This window comes from Bacteroidales bacterium (assembly GCA_013141385.1).
GTDB lineage: Bacteria > Bacteroidota > Bacteroidia > Bacteroidales > Tenuifilaceae > UBA8529.
The window spans coordinates 97171-114078 of record JABFRB010000020.1 but is presented as its reverse complement, the minus strand read 5'-3'; the positions used below and the strand labels follow the sequence as shown (position 1 = coordinate 114078).

13 protein-coding genes are annotated in these 16908 nt (G+C 36.8%); 7 read left to right on the top strand and 6 right to left on the bottom strand.

The window, feature by feature from the left end:
- Positions 1-369: 369 nt before the first annotated feature.
- From HOO91_12935 to HOO91_12925, 3 genes are all read right to left on the bottom strand, one after another.
- Entirely contained in the window at positions 370-1323 is a 954-nt protein-coding gene (locus tag HOO91_12935; protein NOU18455.1) for a TIGR01212 family radical SAM protein, read from the bottom strand.
- A 195-nt stretch (positions 1324-1518) separates the two neighbouring features.
- Complete coding sequence (locus HOO91_12930; protein ID NOU18454.1) at positions 1519-2904, bottom strand: TlpA family protein disulfide reductase; 1386 nt, start codon at positions 2902-2904, stop codon at positions 1519-1521.
- 264 nt (positions 2905-3168) lie between these two features.
- Complete coding sequence (locus HOO91_12925) at positions 3169-6396, bottom strand: UvrD-helicase domain-containing protein (protein ID NOU18453.1); 3228 nt, start codon at positions 6394-6396, stop codon at positions 3169-3171.
- Between the two features lie 329 nt (positions 6397-6725).
- On the opposite strand from HOO91_12925, the gene HOO91_12920 reads away from it, so the two are divergent.
- Positions 6726-7649 (top strand): hypothetical protein, encoded by a 924-nt coding sequence (locus tag HOO91_12920; GenBank protein ID NOU18452.1) that lies wholly within the window; start codon positions 6726-6728, stop codon positions 7647-7649.
- Between the two features lie 98 nt (positions 7650-7747).
- Here the strand turns inward: HOO91_12920 and HOO91_12915 are convergent, their stop codons facing one another.
- Complete coding sequence (locus HOO91_12915; GenBank protein ID NOU18451.1) at positions 7748-7903, bottom strand: hypothetical protein; 156 nt, start codon at positions 7901-7903, stop codon at positions 7748-7750.
- 139 nt (positions 7904-8042) lie between these two features.
- Here HOO91_12915 and HOO91_12910 point away from each other — a divergent pair, with 139 nt between their 5' ends.
- A complete protein-coding gene (locus HOO91_12910) occupies positions 8043-8210 on the top strand; it encodes a hypothetical protein (protein NOU18450.1) in 168 nt (55 codons plus the stop codon).
- A gap of 116 nt (positions 8211-8326) precedes the next feature.
- Here the strand turns inward: HOO91_12910 and HOO91_12905 are convergent, their stop codons facing one another.
- Positions 8327-8491 carry a hypothetical protein gene (locus HOO91_12905; GenBank protein ID NOU18449.1) on the bottom strand — a complete coding sequence of 55 codons (165 nt, stop codon included), beginning with the start codon at positions 8489-8491 and terminating at the stop codon, positions 8327-8329.
- A gap of 124 nt (positions 8492-8615) precedes the next feature.
- On the opposite strand from HOO91_12905, the gene HOO91_12900 reads away from it, so the two are divergent.
- On the top strand, positions 8616-8783 hold the full coding sequence (locus HOO91_12900) for a hypothetical protein (protein ID NOU18448.1): 168 nt from the start codon (positions 8616-8618) through the stop codon (positions 8781-8783).
- Positions 8784-10924: 2141 nt separating this feature from the next.
- Here the strand turns inward: HOO91_12900 and HOO91_12895 are convergent.
- A complete protein-coding gene (locus HOO91_12895) occupies positions 10925-11080 on the bottom strand; it encodes a hypothetical protein (GenBank protein NOU18447.1) in 156 nt (51 codons plus the stop codon).
- A 139-nt stretch (positions 11081-11219) separates the two neighbouring features.
- Here HOO91_12895 and HOO91_12890 point away from each other — a divergent pair, with 139 nt between their 5' ends.
- The 4 genes from HOO91_12890 to rlmF all read left to right on the top strand — a co-directional run bounded on the left by HOO91_12890 (position 11220) and on the right by rlmF (position 16839).
- The gene (locus HOO91_12890) at positions 11220-11387 is read left to right on the top strand and encodes a hypothetical protein (protein NOU18446.1); all 168 of its coding nucleotides are present in this window, start codon (positions 11220-11222) and stop codon (positions 11385-11387) included.
- Between the two features lie 455 nt (positions 11388-11842).
- A complete protein-coding gene (locus tag HOO91_12885; protein NOU18445.1) occupies positions 11843-12835 on the top strand; it encodes an inorganic phosphate transporter in 993 nt (330 codons plus the stop codon).
- A gap of 457 nt (positions 12836-13292) precedes the next feature.
- Positions 13293-15503 carry a T9SS type A sorting domain-containing protein gene (locus tag HOO91_12880; protein ID NOU18444.1) on the top strand — a complete coding sequence of 737 codons (2211 nt, stop codon included), beginning with the start codon at positions 13293-13295 and terminating at the stop codon, positions 15501-15503.
- A gap of 349 nt (positions 15504-15852) precedes the next feature.
- Complete coding sequence (gene rlmF, locus HOO91_12875; protein NOU18443.1) at positions 15853-16839, top strand: 23S rRNA (adenine(1618)-N(6))-methyltransferase RlmF; 987 nt, start codon at positions 15853-15855, stop codon at positions 16837-16839.
- Positions 16840-16908: the final 69 nt, after the last annotated feature.

Sequence of the window (16908 nt, the reverse complement as noted above, 5' to 3'; positions counted from 1 at the left end):
ATTTCAGAACAAGGATTAGCTTCACTGAACTCACTCTGTTCGGTTAATGAATTAGCTTCGCTGAACTCGTACAGAATACTCGGTTTTGATTTAAGAAGATAAAAAAAGATTTAAATTGACATGCAATATCTGCAAAATTCACGGTATGTCAAAATCGGATATTATGAGAAAAGGAGCAAATTCTTTGATAGATCTTATTCTATGCAATTTTAATAATTAACCTTAGTTGCTAGTTACTGGTTGCAAGTCACTAGTTTAGTGAGTTACTGTATTTGATTCTTTTTGCATTTAACTTTAAGAGATGAAATATGTCAATCCGAATATAAAATAGATAGATATCAGCAACTAGCATCCAGCAACTTGAGTTAGCTACCAAACATTCATTTCTAAAAAACGTCCCTGCCAGGTGTTTCGTTCCTCCAGTATTTTTTCAATTTTTGTAAGGAGTTGATCGGTTCGGAGAAGACCCCAGTTGGGTGCTACCAAATGCCAGGGAGGAGCTTCGCTAGTAAACCTCTCAATCACAAAATTAGGATTGAGTCTCTCTAAGAAATCAACAACAAAGTTAAGGTAGTCATTCATCGCAAAAAGAGAGAATTTCCCAGGAGTCTCATTATACTGTATCTCCATTTCTGTCCCACTGAATATCTGAAGCTGATGAAATTTTATTGATGTAAGTGGCAAATCTGAAAGTATCGCAGCCTGCGATAACATTTCCTCTCGGGATTCTCCGGGTAAGCCAAATATAATATGAGCGCCAGTATTAATTCCTCTTCGGGCAGTTTCTTCAATAGCCCAAACCGATTGTTCAAATGAATGTCCACGGTTTATGGATTCGAGAGTACGGTTAAAGCATGATTCTACACCATATTCCACAGATATATAGTAGTTCTTCGATAACTCTTCGAGATAATCCAATTTCTCAAAATCAACACAATCAGGGCGTGTACCAATAACCAAACCAATTACACCGGGGTGTGAGAGGGCTTCGGAATACAGTTCTTTCATCCTTTCAACTGGTGCATGTGTATTTGAATATGCCTGAAAGTAAGCAAGGTAGTTTTTTGCTCTTTTATAACGAAGTGCATGGAATTCAATTCCCTCATTTAATTGCTGGGTAATTGATTTTTGGGGATCGCAGTAACTTGGGTTAAAAGCATCGTTTTTGCAATATGTACAACCTCCAGTTGAAACAGTTCCATCGCGATTTGGACAGGTAAATCCAGCATTGATGGTAAGTTTTTGGACTCTGCCACCAAATGTTCGTTTAAAATAACCGGCATAGCTATTAAACCGCCGCTTATCGCCCCAGGGATAGACCATTTTTTAAATTTTGTTTGTGTATTGTAAAGTAAATAATATTAGTATTAGGTATCAAACGAAAAATGAAAAAAATTGATAGATATAATATATCTATATTCCAATCTAAGGTAAAATGACTTTAACGTGTAATTTTAATACATAACAAATAAGGCCAGCCGATGGCTAGCCCGATTGTTCAATAATTTGTTAATTTCTCTATTTTATCTTCACCAGATTCTCATCCAGTAGATTAATCAAATCAGCACCAGATGATGGTCTTGGCGCGCTTGGAGAGATAATAATACCATTCTGATCGATAAGAACAAATGTTGGAATTCCTTTAATCTGATAATCTTTTGCTACTGTTGAGTTAAATGCGCCATCGGCATGTAACTGGAGACCCATCATCTTCTTATCTTTCACCATTTTATCCCAAGCAAACATATCATCATCCACTGACATGCTGATGAATGTAATTTTCTTTCCCAAGTAGGCCTTTTCTACCTCTTCGAGGTAAGGTAGCTCATGACGACATGGGCCACACCATGTTGCCCAAAAATCGATGTATACAAGCTTCCCTTTTAGATCTTCAAGTGCGTATTCTTTACCATTAATATCTTTATACTTAAATAGCGGAGCAGTTTTTCCGGGTGCTAAATTCATCTTCTGGTCATAAAGCTTTTCAATGATATTCTTGTAACCTACAGTTTGACATTCGGCCTTATACCTATCCACCAAATCGGTTAGTTTCCAGAATTCGCCATAAGAAAGATCGTCCATGAAATTAACCTGCTTCAAATAATCACGAACTTCAGAATTGGTAGCACTTTTATCAATAAAGGCAAATAGTTTTGGTAGTCTTTCAGTTGCTGGCATCGATTCTAAATTATTATTCCCTATCTCCTTCTTGAATTTATTAATTATAGTAGCATTCAAAACTTCCAAATACTCTTTATACATCAAATGGTAAGCATTATTCAAATTAAATCCTTCAAGGAAGGAATAATCAGCACTATCGGGTTTAAACTCAATATTACTGTAGTAAGCGTGATATTCGGGGTAATTTGCCTCTAATGATTTAACTAGATAATCGGCCCTTTCGGTTTCGAGTTCAGCAATTTTACTGTTGGAGATTGTTTGTACTTTCTCAACAAGAGCATTCTTTAACGAGTCCATCTTCTTGTTAAACTCATCTTTTTTTAGAGTAAAAGTCTCCTGATAGTTTGTAATATATTTATCAACAACAACCTCTTTCTCCTGAAGGATTTTATTCACGCTTTCCAAAACACCCGAGAACTTTGGACCCTCCTTTAAATTCTCAAAATCGATAGTTACCTGAGTTTTATCTCCAGGGTTAAGATATAGCTCAAAATTAGTCTTCCTTCCAGTTTTTATGGTATACAGAACAGGCTTATCGATAGTAGTTTTATACTCAAATGTTTTATCGGCATTCAATTTAACAGTTTCGGTAATACCCTTCGAACTCAAATACACAACCGTGTCCCTGTAATTCTGTAATGTACCCGAAATAATAGCCTCCTTAGGCTCTTGTTTACATGCTATTGCCAATGGTAGCAAAAGAATTATTAAATATTTTTTCATCTCCGTAGGTTTTAGTTTTATTTTTTCGCAAGATAGGGAAAAAGTGAGAAGTGAGAAGTGAAAAGTGAAAAGTGGAAAGTGAAAAAACATTAGCGCCCAGTTCTCCATAGAGATAGTGCAGTTTTCAAATTGTCTTATTTTCAAATTGTCCCATTGTCTTATTTTCAAATTCTCAAATCTTCAAATCCCTCAATTTTCAAATTATTAAGCATCTCCCCTCTTCCGTCTTCCGACTTCCATCTTTTCTCTTTTAACTTTTCTTTTTTAACTTTTAACTTCCACCAACCTCTCCGAATCCACATACCACAAATACCCATCAACCCGTTCGTAACCCATTTTTTGAATTAGGCTTGAATACCTTCGAATCTGCTTATGGTACGATTCCGACTCCGCCCCAAACTTATAATCAACAATAACAACCTCATTCGCTTTTATCATAACTCTATCGGGGCGATAGGTAGAGCCTTCGGGCGTTATCACCGATGCTTCGTTTTTTATCTGCCACTCATCCGAAAACCAGTTTGAATAGGGCTCCTGAACAAGCAGCTGTTCCATTTTTCCTTTCAGTAGTTCCTTCTGTTCCAAATTTATCAACCCCTCCAATTGCATAGAATTAAGGGCATTGTCGATATCCGATGAGTAGGCAATCCTTGAGAAGAGCGTATGCATCAGCTTACCATAATTTATTGATTGGATATAGCTTGCCGTCGATTCCGAGAAGAAATCGGTTGATTCAAGCCTCTGCTTCACATTCGCCTTTGTTTCGCCAGCCGGGTAATTCTCAAGAATCCATATTGGGTTGCCCCCTTTCGTTTTCTGATTTTTGTAGATATCACGCTTACCCCTACTATAGCTGATGGCTGAATCACCATATCTATCGGCATCAACAACAAATTCCGATGAATCAATAGCCGACAGAACACTCCTCATCAATGGAGAAGTACTTAAAATCTTGCTATCCTCCTTTTTTTGTGGACAAAAAACGTACAGCTCATTCTCGGCACGGGTAAAAGCAACGTAAAGCAGGTTGATATTATCCACCAGCACCTGCATATCATCCTCAATGGCTGATTTTGCAAAGTAGCTGCTCTTGGAATCCTTTCCCGAATTTATTGGGTATTTAGGAAGAATATCGAATGGTTTTTGAGAGGATTCAACCCAAAGCAATGGCTTCATTCCGGGTGGGTTAAACTGCCAATCCCCATGCGGAATTATAACAACCGGGAACTGTAACCCTTTAGATTTATGTATTGTAGTTATGGTTACCGCATTCTCGGAATCGGGCATGGTTAGCGCAAGCTTAATGCCATCCTCATCCCACCATTCTAGGAATCGACCAATATCATTAGGCCCTTTACGCGATAGGTTAAGAATCTGCTCGTGCAGCTCCGATATATAGGCCAGCTCCTTCTTACTATTCAGCAGCCCATATCGTTTTATGATTGCCTCAAAAACTTCCTGCACAGGCCGAGTTCTAAACCCTTTTAGCCATTCAACCTCAATATCTAAAGCCTCCCCGGTAAAGAGCTGATGCCACGAAACTGCGCTATTGCCATTAATGGTTCTCAGACCCGCTGCCAGACACGCCTTTGTGATGCTATCCTTCGGTTGATAGGTTGCCCGGATAGCCGCAATGCACAGCCTTATTGCTGGCGATGACACAAGCAGCAACCCCTCCTGGCTAACAACATCAAATGAACCAAACGTTTCGGGGTTTGTCTGTTTATGCGATAGTAGAATATTTGCCAAATCCTGCCCATCCTTATTGGAGCGTACCAGAATTGCGATATCTCCCGCTTTATAGCCTCTCTTCTGAATATCCGAGATTAAATCGGGTAGATAATTCTTTAGATTCTCGTTGAACGACTTATCCTCATTGGGCAAAAAGTTAACCTCAACGTAACCCTCGCCCTCATCCTTCTTCGATTTCTTTTGAATAACATTATCGTATGCAAGCGAAAATTCCTTCCCGAAATCAGGTTCTAGATTAGTGCCAACAACCATCTCCTCGGTTAAGGCCTTTAAAACTATCGATGCGCTGGTAAAGAAAAGATTATTAAAATCGATAACTGCGGGCAAACTCCTTCGGTTTACATCCAGCGGTTTATGGGTAATTCCCAGCGATGCAAAATCAACCTCAAGTCCCGATGACAGTATCCTCCAATCGCCATTACGCCAACGGTAAATGGCCTGTTTCACATCACCCACAACCATGCTAAAGCTGCCCTGAGCAAGGCTATTCTCTATAAGCGGCTTAAAGTTTTGCCATTGAATAACCGATGTATCCTGAAACTCATCAATCATAAAGCTATCGAAACGGGTTCCAACCTTCTCGTAAACGAAGGGAGCATCCGTCTCCTTCACAAACTCCCTCAGCAGCGGGCCGCTATCCGCCAGCAGCATAAAACCCTCCTCGGTTGATAGCTTCCTGATGGTTTGCCACAAATCGCTTAGGATTGCCAGCGAATCCAGATTCTTTAGCACCAGCCTTGCCGAGTTGTACTGGGGTTCATTCTCCCCAATGGTATTATAAAGTTTGGCTAGAGCTGGGTGCAACTTCCCGCTGATTAAACCCGATATCTGGGCAAACTTCCCAGCATTCTTCCTATCCGCGGCCGTTACCCAATCCTCACCCGATGGGCTATCCAACGCCTTCTGCACACGAGCACCATCCAGCTTTGGGAGCAGTTCGCCAAAATCCAAATCGGCGCACTTCTCAAAAAAGCCGTAAACGCCACTGCTTCCATAAGCAAAATCCTTCTCACTAAACCCAAACTCACCTATAACTTTTAGTGTATCCTTTCCTAGCCCAATTACGCTACCCGAAATACTACCAATTAACCCATTCAGCTCCTTTTTCAGGGCGTTAACCTTCTCCTTATCGGTAATTGCAATAATCTCATCGTGGCTCAATAGCCTGAAACTCTCGGAGAACAACTCCCGCCCAAGGTTAACCAAACCGCTACGGATATCCCAGCTCTTCCCCGCCTCCAGCTGCGATTCGCCCATCGATTGTAACCACTGGAACAGCGCAGGGTTATCCACCGACTCATCAAGCATAATATCCGCTGCACGCTCCAGAACAGGCTTAAAATCCAAACGGATATCGCCACCACCCTGCTGCCCAATCTCCCATAGCAAAGCCTGAATAATCCGCTGCACAAAACTATCGATGGTGCTTACCGAGAAACGTGAGTAATCGTGCAGTATATTGGATAGCGCCTTTGACGCTCTGGCTGTAACGGTATCAGGGTTTATGCGGGTCTCCTCGCAGATAAGTGCGAACATTGGGCTCTTTTTGCCATCGGCAATACCTTTAAGCTCCTCAAGAATTCTCCCCTTCATCTCGGCGGTAGCCTTATTGGTAAAGGTAACCGCAAGAATCCGTTTGTACGATTGCGGATCGTGAATAACCAGCTTAATATACTCCGCCGCCAGCCGGAAAGTCTTTCCCGATCCTGCGGAAGCCTTATATACTATCAAATTCGACATACCCTGAGTTTATTCATTCGTTATTCGTGAGCTGTTAATCGTTATTCGCTTTTCACTTGGTTTTTCAAAGGTAAGGAAATTCTGGGGGTAAATTCTATACCTTAATGAACCTAAAACAAAGATAGGTTTCACTTAATTGGAAGTACAATTATTTCAAAAGAAAATTAAGTATCACATCCTGATAATTAAAAAGAAATAGTTTTAACTTTGGTGTATAAATACAAAACAGAGTTTGGATTATCATTCCATACTAGGTATTATAATCCAAATAAAGATTGGGTTATAAAAGAGTTATGCAACATGATTGAAGATAAGATAAGTAACTATATATGAAAAGAAAAATTTTTTCCTTTATTGTAATTTACACTTTAGTTTCGTTAGAAGTAAGATCCCAAGAAACTTTAGTTAGAGAATTGTTTTTAAAGGATATTCGTGAATTTGTTGTTGCTATTGGAGAAGAAAAATCTGATACAGTATTGGTTAATGGAAAAAAGAAACTTATGACTAAGTTTAATCCCATAGGAAGTGGTTTATTGACTTATTTGCATGTTGATACAATTATCTTAAGTAATATTATAACGGCTAGACATATTATAGATTATTTTAAAAATAAAGGAAGTAAAGAAATTTATATTCGACCTTCTTATGCTGATACCATTAGTACATTAGACTATTTTGGAATACCTGTGCCAATTATTAATTTTAATAAATCTCCAAATACATTTGTATACCCAGATTCAAAAATTGATTTAGGTGCTATTATTTTATCCTCCGGTAATTTGTATTATGAATACTCAAAAAAACTATTTAAAAAAAAATTTAGAATTTTCCCGATTAATTCTATGACCTCCTCGCACCTAGGAGATTTAGTGTGGATTTGTGGATACCCTGATCACATACAATCTTCAATTAGAAATTATTGTATTTCAACGTATAAGCCAGGATATATTGCTTGGATTCCATACAAAAATATGAAAAACAAAGATTTAAATCACATTACGTTAATTGAATCAAATGCGACTTTTGGTAATAGTGGAAGTCCCGTTTTCTCACTTCAAGAAAAACCTGAACTAATAGGAATTCTTGTAGCAGGTTATGAGGAGGATAATAATGTTTTTGATAAAAGTGTTATATCAAATAGTTTGATAGCAAAAAGTAGAGCAGGAGTTTCATTAGTTGAAAATGCTGAATATATTAAGCGTTTTAACGCTTACATAGAGAATGAATTAAAAATAATATTAAAATTAAAATAAATCACGGCGCCCCTCACACCTCGGATTTTCTATTCTTGCGGGCTTCGCTTAGGTAAACAGGGTAACGCTTAGCTTAAGCTGTAGTTGGCTTAAGATTATTAAACTCTAGCAGGACCTTCGGACTCTGCTAGGTTAATCGGCTTGGTTGACCTTCCAAATTCGGAAGAACTGGAAGAGTCAATAATAACCCAAACCGCCACCAAATCCCATCGCATTTTGCGATATTCTGTAAAAGCACCAAAACCTCTTTTCACTTGTCACTTTTCATTCTTAATTTTTAATTCTCCTCTTGCCTTTTCAAAGAATCAAATAGCACTTAAATGTTCAATAAAAAATATTTACTTTTGTTTAACAAGAAAAGTAATTGGATGTGCAATACCACAAACAGCTAATATGAAAAATAGATCGGTTTACATGTATACTTTAATCGCCTCAATACTTTTTATTATTGCAGGTGCTGCAACTAAAGTAATGTACGAAAGAAAATACTCAACTATTTTTTTAATTGCAGGGTTAATTGGTATTATATTCTCCATTATTCAACTTATCAGAAATCGATAAGAGAGATATTTACCCCCATTAATCCGAGGCCTCCCACCTCGGATTTTCTATACTTGCGGGCTTTGCATGGGTAAACAGAGTAAAGTTTAGCTTAAACTGTAGTTGGCTTAGGATTATTAAACTCTTGCAGGACCTTCGGACTCTGCTAGGTTAATCGGCTTGGTTGACCTTTCAGATTCGTAAGAACTGGAAGAGTCAATTGTAACCCAAACCGCCACCAAATCCCATCGCATTTTTCGATATTCCGCAAAAGCACCAAAAAATCTTTTATCATTTTTCATTCTTAATTTTTTATTTCCTCTTACCTTTTCAAAGAATTAAATAGCACTTAAATGTTCAATAAAAAATATTTACTTTTGTTTAACAAGAAAAGTAATTGGATGTGCAATACCACAAACAGCTAATATGAAAAATAGATCGGTTTACATGTATACTTTAATCGCCTCAATACTTTTTATTATTGCAGGTGCTGCAACTAAAGTAATGTACGAAAGAAAATACTCAACTATTTTTCTAATTGCAGGGTTAATTGGTATTATATTCTCCATTATTCAACTTATCAGAAATCGATAAGAGAGATATTTACCCCCATTAATCCGAGGCCTCCCACCTCGGATTTTCTATACTTGCAAACTTTGCCTGGGTAAAAGGAGTAACTCGCTTAAACTATAGTTGGCTTAGGATTACTTATACCCTCCACCTTACAATCAACCCCAAACCACTTAAATTAAGGGGCTTTAACAGTTAATACTATAAAACCTCCCAACCCTCCTAAAAGGAGGGCTAATAGAGTGCTTTAATTAGGATTGTCTTCTGGTGAATTGGTTAAAAATAGAATTGATAGAGTATACGAAAATCTGTTTCACCCCCTTGTTTCAATGGTGCAGGGGGTTTCTCCGTGCCAGAAGATTCGTAAGAGCTGGAAGAGTCAACAATAACCCAAACCGCCACCAAATCCCATCGCATTTTTCGATATCTTACCAAAACACCAAAAACCCTTGTCCCTTTTCACTTTTCACTTTCCACTTGCCACTTGTCACTTGTCACTTACCACTTGCCACTTACCACTCTCAACCACCACCTCCCATCGCATTTTGCGATATCTTACCAAAACACCAAAAACCATTGCCACTTGCCACTTGTCGCTTGCCACTTACCACTTACCACTTACCCTTGCCACTCTCAACCGCGATCAAATCCCCCGCTCGGCGTAGATTAGCGAAGCGTATCTACGTCGTCTTTAAACAGCGGTCTCTGACCGCACCAAACTCCATAAAAGAATAACCCCATTAATCCGAGGCCTCCCACCTCGGATTTTCTATTCTTGCGGGCTTTGCATGGGTAAACAGAGTAAAGTTTAGCTTAAACTGTAGTTGGCTTAGGATTATTTAAACTCTAGCAGGACCTTCGGACTCTGCTAGGTTAACCACCTTGGTTGACCTTCCAGATTCGTAAGAACTGGAAGAGTCAATGGTAAAATCGTTAAGTCATCTACATTGAATTACAAGTTGTTATTAGTGCAAACTCAAATTTATCCAACTGTACCATTTATCCCCGTTAATCCAAGTCCTCCCACCTCGGATTTTCTATTCTTGCGGGCTTAATCTGGGTAAACAGAGTAACGCTTAGTTTAAGCCTCCTGCCACTAAGATTTACCAAATCATCTTTAAGGCTTATCTGAATACTTGTAATTTTTTAAGGTTTAAGCTATTAAGGTATATTTGGGAATACATTTTTTTTGTATATTTATAAAAATATAACTTACGATGATAAAGTTACTGAGTAATTCCGCAATGTCTTAAATCGAGGGAACATTAGTTGGTATTATCCAAATAATATAAATCCCTATTATATTACATATAATATAAATGGAGGACACTAGAATGTATGAAAAGGAATATGAATTACTAAGAAACGAGTTAAATGATAATAAGAAATATGTATTCGAACGACCTCTTATCATTTTTACTGCGGCATGTATCTTTTTAGATTATATTTCAAATACAGGTTATATTATGTTGTTTCCTTGCTTAATTATTTTATTATTATTGTTTAACCTACATTTTACTGCTAATAGATTAAATAGTAATGCAAGAATTATTGCTTATATCAGGTATATATAGAAAAAAAGCATCCTGAAAGTTATCATTGGGAAACTTTTTTGAATTCTTATAGAGGTAAAGGTGAGAAAAAAGGTGTAAAATTTTATCCAATTATATACTATTTTCATATTGTACTTATTAGCCTTCTTTTATTACTGGAAATACTATTTTATTGTAATAGGCATCGGTTAAATCATTGCCCAAATGATATTAATCTGATAACAACAATAATCTCTATTATATTATTAATTTGTGGAATAATCTATTTTTTTACAATACGAAAATTGATTTCTCCAAAATTCGTTAAGATTTATTTTAAAAAAGAGACTGATAAGGTTGTTAAAATTATTGCATCTATGAAAAAAAACAAAAAAAACAAAAAAAATAATTGACCTTGCTCGTCATAAATTGCTTTCAGCGAGTTAACAAAATACACTCGGTTAGCGAAGCATATCTCCTCCATCGTTAAATTGCGGTTTCAAACCGCACCAAATTCAACAAAAGAATAACCCAGAAAATCCGAGGCCTCCCGCCTCGGATTTTCTATTCTTGCGGGCTTTGCTTGGGTAAACAGATTAATGCTTAGCTTAAGCTGTAGTTGGCTTAGGATTATTAAACTCTAGCAGGACCTTCGGACTCTGCTAGGTTAACCACCTTGGTTGACCTTCCAGATTCGTTAGAACTGGAAGGGTCGATAGTAACCCAAACCGCCACCAAATCCCATCGCATTTTGCGATATTTAGCAAAAGCTGCAAAACCTCTTTTCACTTGTCACTTTTCATTCTTAATTTTTAATTTTCCTCTTGCCTTTTCAAAGAATTAAATAGCACTTAAATGTTCAATAAAAAATATTTACTTTTGTGTAACAAGAAAAGTAATTGGATGTGCAATACCACAAAAAGCTAATATGAATAATAGATCGATTTACTTGTATACTTTAATCGCCTCAATGCTTTTTATTATTGCAGGTGCTGCAACTAAAGTAATGTTCGAAAGAAAATACTCAACAATCTTTCTTATTGCAGGATTAATTGGTATTATATTCTCCATTGTTCAACTTATCAGAAAACGTTAAAAGAAACAGTTACCCCCTTAATCTGAAACCTTTCCCAAACACCACCAAATGTATCGCATTTTGCGATATCCTTCAAAAACACCAAAACTCCTTTCCACTGGACACCGGCAACTTACTATTTGCAACTGTCAACTCCAATTCATCCCATCCAAACCATCGCATTTTGCGATATAGTTCGCACACTTTTGCCGAATTTCCAACCCGCAACCCCTAATAGCCTAAAGCCCACAATCTAAAATTCCCCCTAAAATACTCTCATAAGCCATTGCATTTTTAACTTATTTGCTACTTTAGCGGATTCGAAATACTAAAAAAGTATATCTAAATCTATAGAATAGCAATAAGTATACTTTATAAATAAATTAATACATCACTAAGGATATTAAATATTAGGTGAGATAACAAACATGGATACATCTTTAATTAGCCATCTACTAATTCCATTTCTAGCTGCAATGTTTTTAGCCGTAACAATGGGTGGAAGCGGAACTGGACCCGCTTTCTCTGCTGCTTATGGCGCTAAGGTTATTAAAAAAAGTTTAATCCCTGGACTATTCGGAATAATGGTTTTTCTGGGAGCTATTATTGCAGGAAAAGGAACGGCAGTTACAATGGGAAAAGAGCTATTGCCTCCAGAGTTGATGTCCGTCCCAGTAGTGTCAATCATACTTTTCTCAGTTGCAATATCGCTACTTATTGCCAATCTAGTCGGGATACCCCAATCCACAAGCCAATCCACTGTATTATCCATAGCTGCTATCGCGTTATACTTTCACAACCTTCACTCCGATAAACTATTCTTCCAAATAATCCCAACATGGTTTATCCTACCAATAATATCATTCATAATAAGCCTACTCCTAGGGAAGTATATCTATAAACCAATGCGAAGGAGGGGGCTTACCCTGCAACGAGCTCAGAGTGAGAATATGAAACCCGTATGGAATACTCTACTAATAATCATGTCCCTTTACGTTGCTTTCTCAATTGGAGCAAACAACGTAGCCAATGCCGCTGGTCCAATTACAACAATGACAGCAAATGAGTTACACATATCGTTAGACAAAAACTTCATCTTGCTACTAATTCTATCAATTCTAATTGTTGCTCCAAGTTTTGGAATTGGAAGTTCAATTTTCGGTCAAAAAATACTAGAGAATACAGGGAGAGAAATTGTCCTATTCGGGAAATTTGAGGCAGTAATTATAGCTTTTGTATCCGCAACCTTACTGCTATTAGCATCGTTAACAAAAGGAATCCCAACATCGCTGGTACAAGTGAATGTTGCTGCCATTCTAGGTATTGGCGTTGCAAAACTAGGTCCTAATCACATTTTTAAAAAAACCGAAGTCCGAAGATTTTTTGTGATGTGGATGATTGCGCCACTGGTTTCCTTTACACTATCAATGCTACTAATATTCATTGCCGACAAATACGGATTCATATAAAACTATTTTGGTGCCAGTTTCACTCTTCATTTTTTACTTTTCATTTTTCACTCCAATCCTCCCCCTCAGATTTTCCATTCTTGAAGGTTATACCTGCATAATACTCCATTCAACTTGAAACTATTCGCCTCAGTCGATTATATCTTTTCAGGTTACAGCCTGAAATTAACGCCAATTAAAGATTTATCTTATTGCTCTCTATTATTACCCCCCAAAGAATCCGAAAGAAACTTTCATCCCCTAAACTTGCTCTTTGAGTCACTTAAAAGAACTTTACTATGTTTACCATTCAAGGCACACCCAATAACTCATTGAAAATATAAAATATTACTACATTTGTTTGATTTATTAAAAAAAATCAAAAATGAGTATTTAAATAATGTAATGTTATATCCGCCAAACAGAGGGTGCTTGGCGTTTTGTAATACAATTCTCATGAAAATTTAATTTTTTAAATATGAAAAAAATAATAATTAATGCTTGGTTTATTTTAATATTGAGTATTGCTACTGATGCCGCATCACTATATGTTCCTTCTCAATATGCAACTATACAGGCGGCTATTAACGCCGCTCCCACAAATTCTATAATATACGTTGAGGATGGTGTATATACAGAGAAACTAGTTATTAAAAACAAATCGCTTTCTATTTTCGGTTCAAGCTATGATAAGTGCATAATCCAATACAATACTCAGAAAGATAAACCAAATACACCTGATATTGAATACGTTATTACCATTACCGGCACAGGTAGCGAAAAAATTGCTTTCCTGAACCTTCAGGTATTCGGTGGAACAAAGGATAATTTGGGTGCAATCACAGGTAGCGCCAGAGGTGCATTTTCAGCTTACCAGGTAAGTTTGTCGATAAAAAATATAAGAATAGAAGGCGTATACAATCTTGTTCCTGATTTTCCGGGTATGTGTATTAATGCACAAAACAGCACATTAAAAATTGAGAATGTTGAAATAAATAAATTCATGAATTCATATTTGATGGATTTAGGTATAAATATTGCCTGTAGTACTGCAAGTATTAATGGGCTAATATCTAACGCAGGTACCATCGATCATGTGATTAATATTTCCGGTAATCTCGTAAATAGGTGTTATGTAACAATTCTAAATTCAACAATAAGGGCAAGTAAACAACATTACGGCGAATGTATACGCGTATATAATTTCAGTTCCGTTAAAATGGACAATAACATTTTGTACCGTTCGCATGGAGGTATACCTTGGGATCCAAATTCAACAAATCATGCAGGCATTGGAATTAATGGAAGTAACAACAATATTACTATTACTAATAATACAATTACCCACCTTCCACTTGGCATTAACTTAGATATAATTCAAGATAATAGCGTTAAAGTTGAAAACAATGTTATTGAAAATTCGGAAAATTATGCTGTACGCATTGCAAATGGTTATGACTCACCTAATACTCATATAGATTTCGGTGGAGGAAGCCTAAATAGCATCGGTAGAAATTACTTTGTAAACGATGCGCTTCAATATCATTTCTGGGTTACAAATGATTTCCACTATAATTCATCAATGGTAATACCGGCAAAAAATAACTACTGGACGTACCATCTGTCTCCTTTTGATCTTAAAGCATATATTTATGACGATATAGATGATCCTAGATTATTAAAAATTGATAATGGAACAGGTGCGAATGCGGCAAATTTCAATACAATAAATTTCTCGCCCTCATTTATATTGCCCAATAATACTGTTACCACTTATGAGGATTTTGGAAACTTCACCAAAAATGAATTTGCCCTTAATATCAACGATGGAAACCCTGGAATTTATCAGCCATGCACATTTTTTCTAAGCAACGACAACCCTGACCTATTTGACATCCAGCCAACAATTGACTATAATGGCGTACTAACTTTTACTACAAAAGCGGACATGAATGGCACTGCAAAAATTTCTGCAGTTTTAAAAGATAATGGTGCAAATAACTTACTCAATCACAATTCAAGCCTTGTGCAATCATTTACCATTAACCTCATACCCCAACCAGATGCCCCAACTTCAAATAACATTTCGATTACTATTCCTCCAAACCAACCTTATGTATTCAAAACTTCAGACTTTCCGTATTACGATGCCGATGGCGATTTACAAACAGCTGTTTATATTAAAAATGCCGATAACTGGTATATGAAAGATCAAGGCTCCCCCTTTACAATGGGAACTATTACTATGCAAGACTTTATTAACGGGAGCCTGACATTTGTGCCACCTACCAATACATCAGGTTTTGTATCAACATTTCTTTTTCAAGTGGTAAATGATGGAGGGATAGATGGTGAAATTAAAGACCACCAATCCGCTTTTTATACAATGACCGTTAATGTATTAGCAACTAAAGCAGCCTCTGCAAAAACAACAGATGTGAACAATTTAACTCAAGCCGATCAACTTACAGCATACCCCAATCCCGTAACAAACTTGGTAACTATTAAACTCAATAATTGCTGCAATGGTACTGTAAAACTGTATGACATGTTGGGTAATGAGTTTCTTACAACAAGCGTTAATGATGGTAAAGCAGTATTTAATATGTCAGCATTAAGATCGGGCAACTATGTTGCTTCAGTGTTCTACTGCAACAGTATTAAGCATTTGAAGATAGTGAAAGAATAATTAAGGTAGTTTCAATTCCTATTCTTTCTAAAAGGCTATAATATTTAGGTCGTTTTTTGGAATTGTTTTCAATGATGTTTTTTTAATATAATGAAAGACTGTAGGAGTTTTTCAACCTAAATATTGATAGTTTCATGCAGTGGAACTAGTATTGAATTTAGGATATTATAAAGAAACAAAATAATACTAAACCCAGTTAATCCGAGGCTTTCACCTTGGATTTTCTATTTTTTCGGATTTTGCCTGTTTAAATAAAATTTGGCAAGTCTATAGCATTGAGGTATTTTTACCATCGGAGTAACAAAAGCAGCTGTAAACATATAATGTAGCTAAAAACATCTTCACAAAAATGCTTAGTAAAAAGCGAGAATATCCTAAAGAGAAAACCAGCTTGCACCCGCGAAATAGGCATCGTGAGCGGTATAACTTCAAACTTCTAACAGCTACCTACCCGGAACTTAACCAATTTGTGAAGCTGAATAATTACAATGACGAATCAATTGATTTTTTTAATCCCGAAGCGGTGAAAACGCTTAACAAAGCGTTACTAAGGCATTATTATGATATTGATAATTGGGATATCCCTAAAAACTATCTATGCCCGCCAATTCCGGGGCGAGCAGATTATATCCATCATATAGCAGATTTATTGGCTAGCAATAATTCAGTATCTCAGGATGGAAAGATACCTACTGGGCATAATATAAAATGTTTGGATATCGGTGTTGGTGCTAACTGCGTTTACCCAATTATTGGCAATAAAGAGTATGGATGGTCGTTTATAGGTGCGGATATCGATCCTATTGCTATTGAATCGGCAAAAAAAATAGTTGAGTTGAATTCCTTTCTAAAAGGGAAGGTTGAATTGAGGTTGCAACATAACCCACAGGATATTTTCCAAGGAATTATTCAAAAAAACGAACTCTTTGATCTGACTATTTGCAACCCTCCATTTCATAACTCTTTAGCCGAAGCCCAAGCAGGAACAATGCGTAAATTAACAAATCTGAAAAGTAAAAGAATCACAAAACCGATCCTAAACTTTGGAGGACAAAACAATGAGCTGTGGTGCAAAGGTGGGGAAGAGAAGTTTGTAGGCGATATGATTTATCAAAGCAAGCTATTCTCCGCTTCCTGTTTATGGTTTTCCACCTTGGTCTCAAAGCAATCGAACCTAAGAAGTGCTTACAAAGGGCTAGCGGATGTGAAAGCAGAAGAAATAAAGACTATTCCAATGAGTCAAGGAAATAAAACAAGCCGCATTGTTGCTTGGACATTTCTCACCCAAGATCAACATAAAAAATGGATGGTTACAAGGTGGAATAAAACTTATTAAATCAGGACTTGCAGTCCATACATTCTTTATGAACTCCAAACCGAATCTACATCCATAAAGCAAATGTAC

Coding starts and splice junctions, on each gene's coding strand:
- HOO91_12890 (NOU18446.1), top strand. CDS start 11,220: ATGAATAATAGATCGATTTACTTGTATACTTTAATCGCCTCAATGCTT.
- HOO91_12930 (NOU18454.1), bottom strand. CDS start 2,904: ATGAAAAAATATTTAATAATTCTTTTGCTACCATTGGCAATAGCATGT.
- rlmF (NOU18443.1), top strand. CDS start 15,853: ATGCTTAGTAAAAAGCGAGAATATCCTAAAGAGAAAACCAGCTTGCAC.
- HOO91_12935 (NOU18455.1), bottom strand. CDS start 1,323: ATGGTCTATCCCTGGGGCGATAAGCGGCGGTTTAATAGCTATGCCGGT.
- HOO91_12885 (NOU18445.1), top strand. CDS start 11,843: ATGTTTTTAGCCGTAACAATGGGTGGAAGCGGAACTGGACCCGCTTTC.
- HOO91_12900 (NOU18448.1), top strand. CDS start 8,616: ATGAAAAATAGATCGGTTTACATGTATACTTTAATCGCCTCAATACTT.
- HOO91_12925 (NOU18453.1), bottom strand. CDS start 6,396: ATGTCGAATTTGATAGTATATAAGGCTTCCGCAGGATCGGGAAAGACT.
- HOO91_12880 (NOU18444.1), top strand. CDS start 13,293: ATGAAAAAAATAATAATTAATGCTTGGTTTATTTTAATATTGAGTATT.
- HOO91_12920 (NOU18452.1), top strand. CDS start 6,726: ATGAAAAGAAAAATTTTTTCCTTTATTGTAATTTACACTTTAGTTTCG.
- HOO91_12910 (NOU18450.1), top strand. CDS start 8,043: ATGAAAAATAGATCGGTTTACATGTATACTTTAATCGCCTCAATACTT.
- HOO91_12905 (NOU18449.1), bottom strand. CDS start 8,491: ATGAAAAATGATAAAAGATTTTTTGGTGCTTTTGCGGAATATCGAAAA.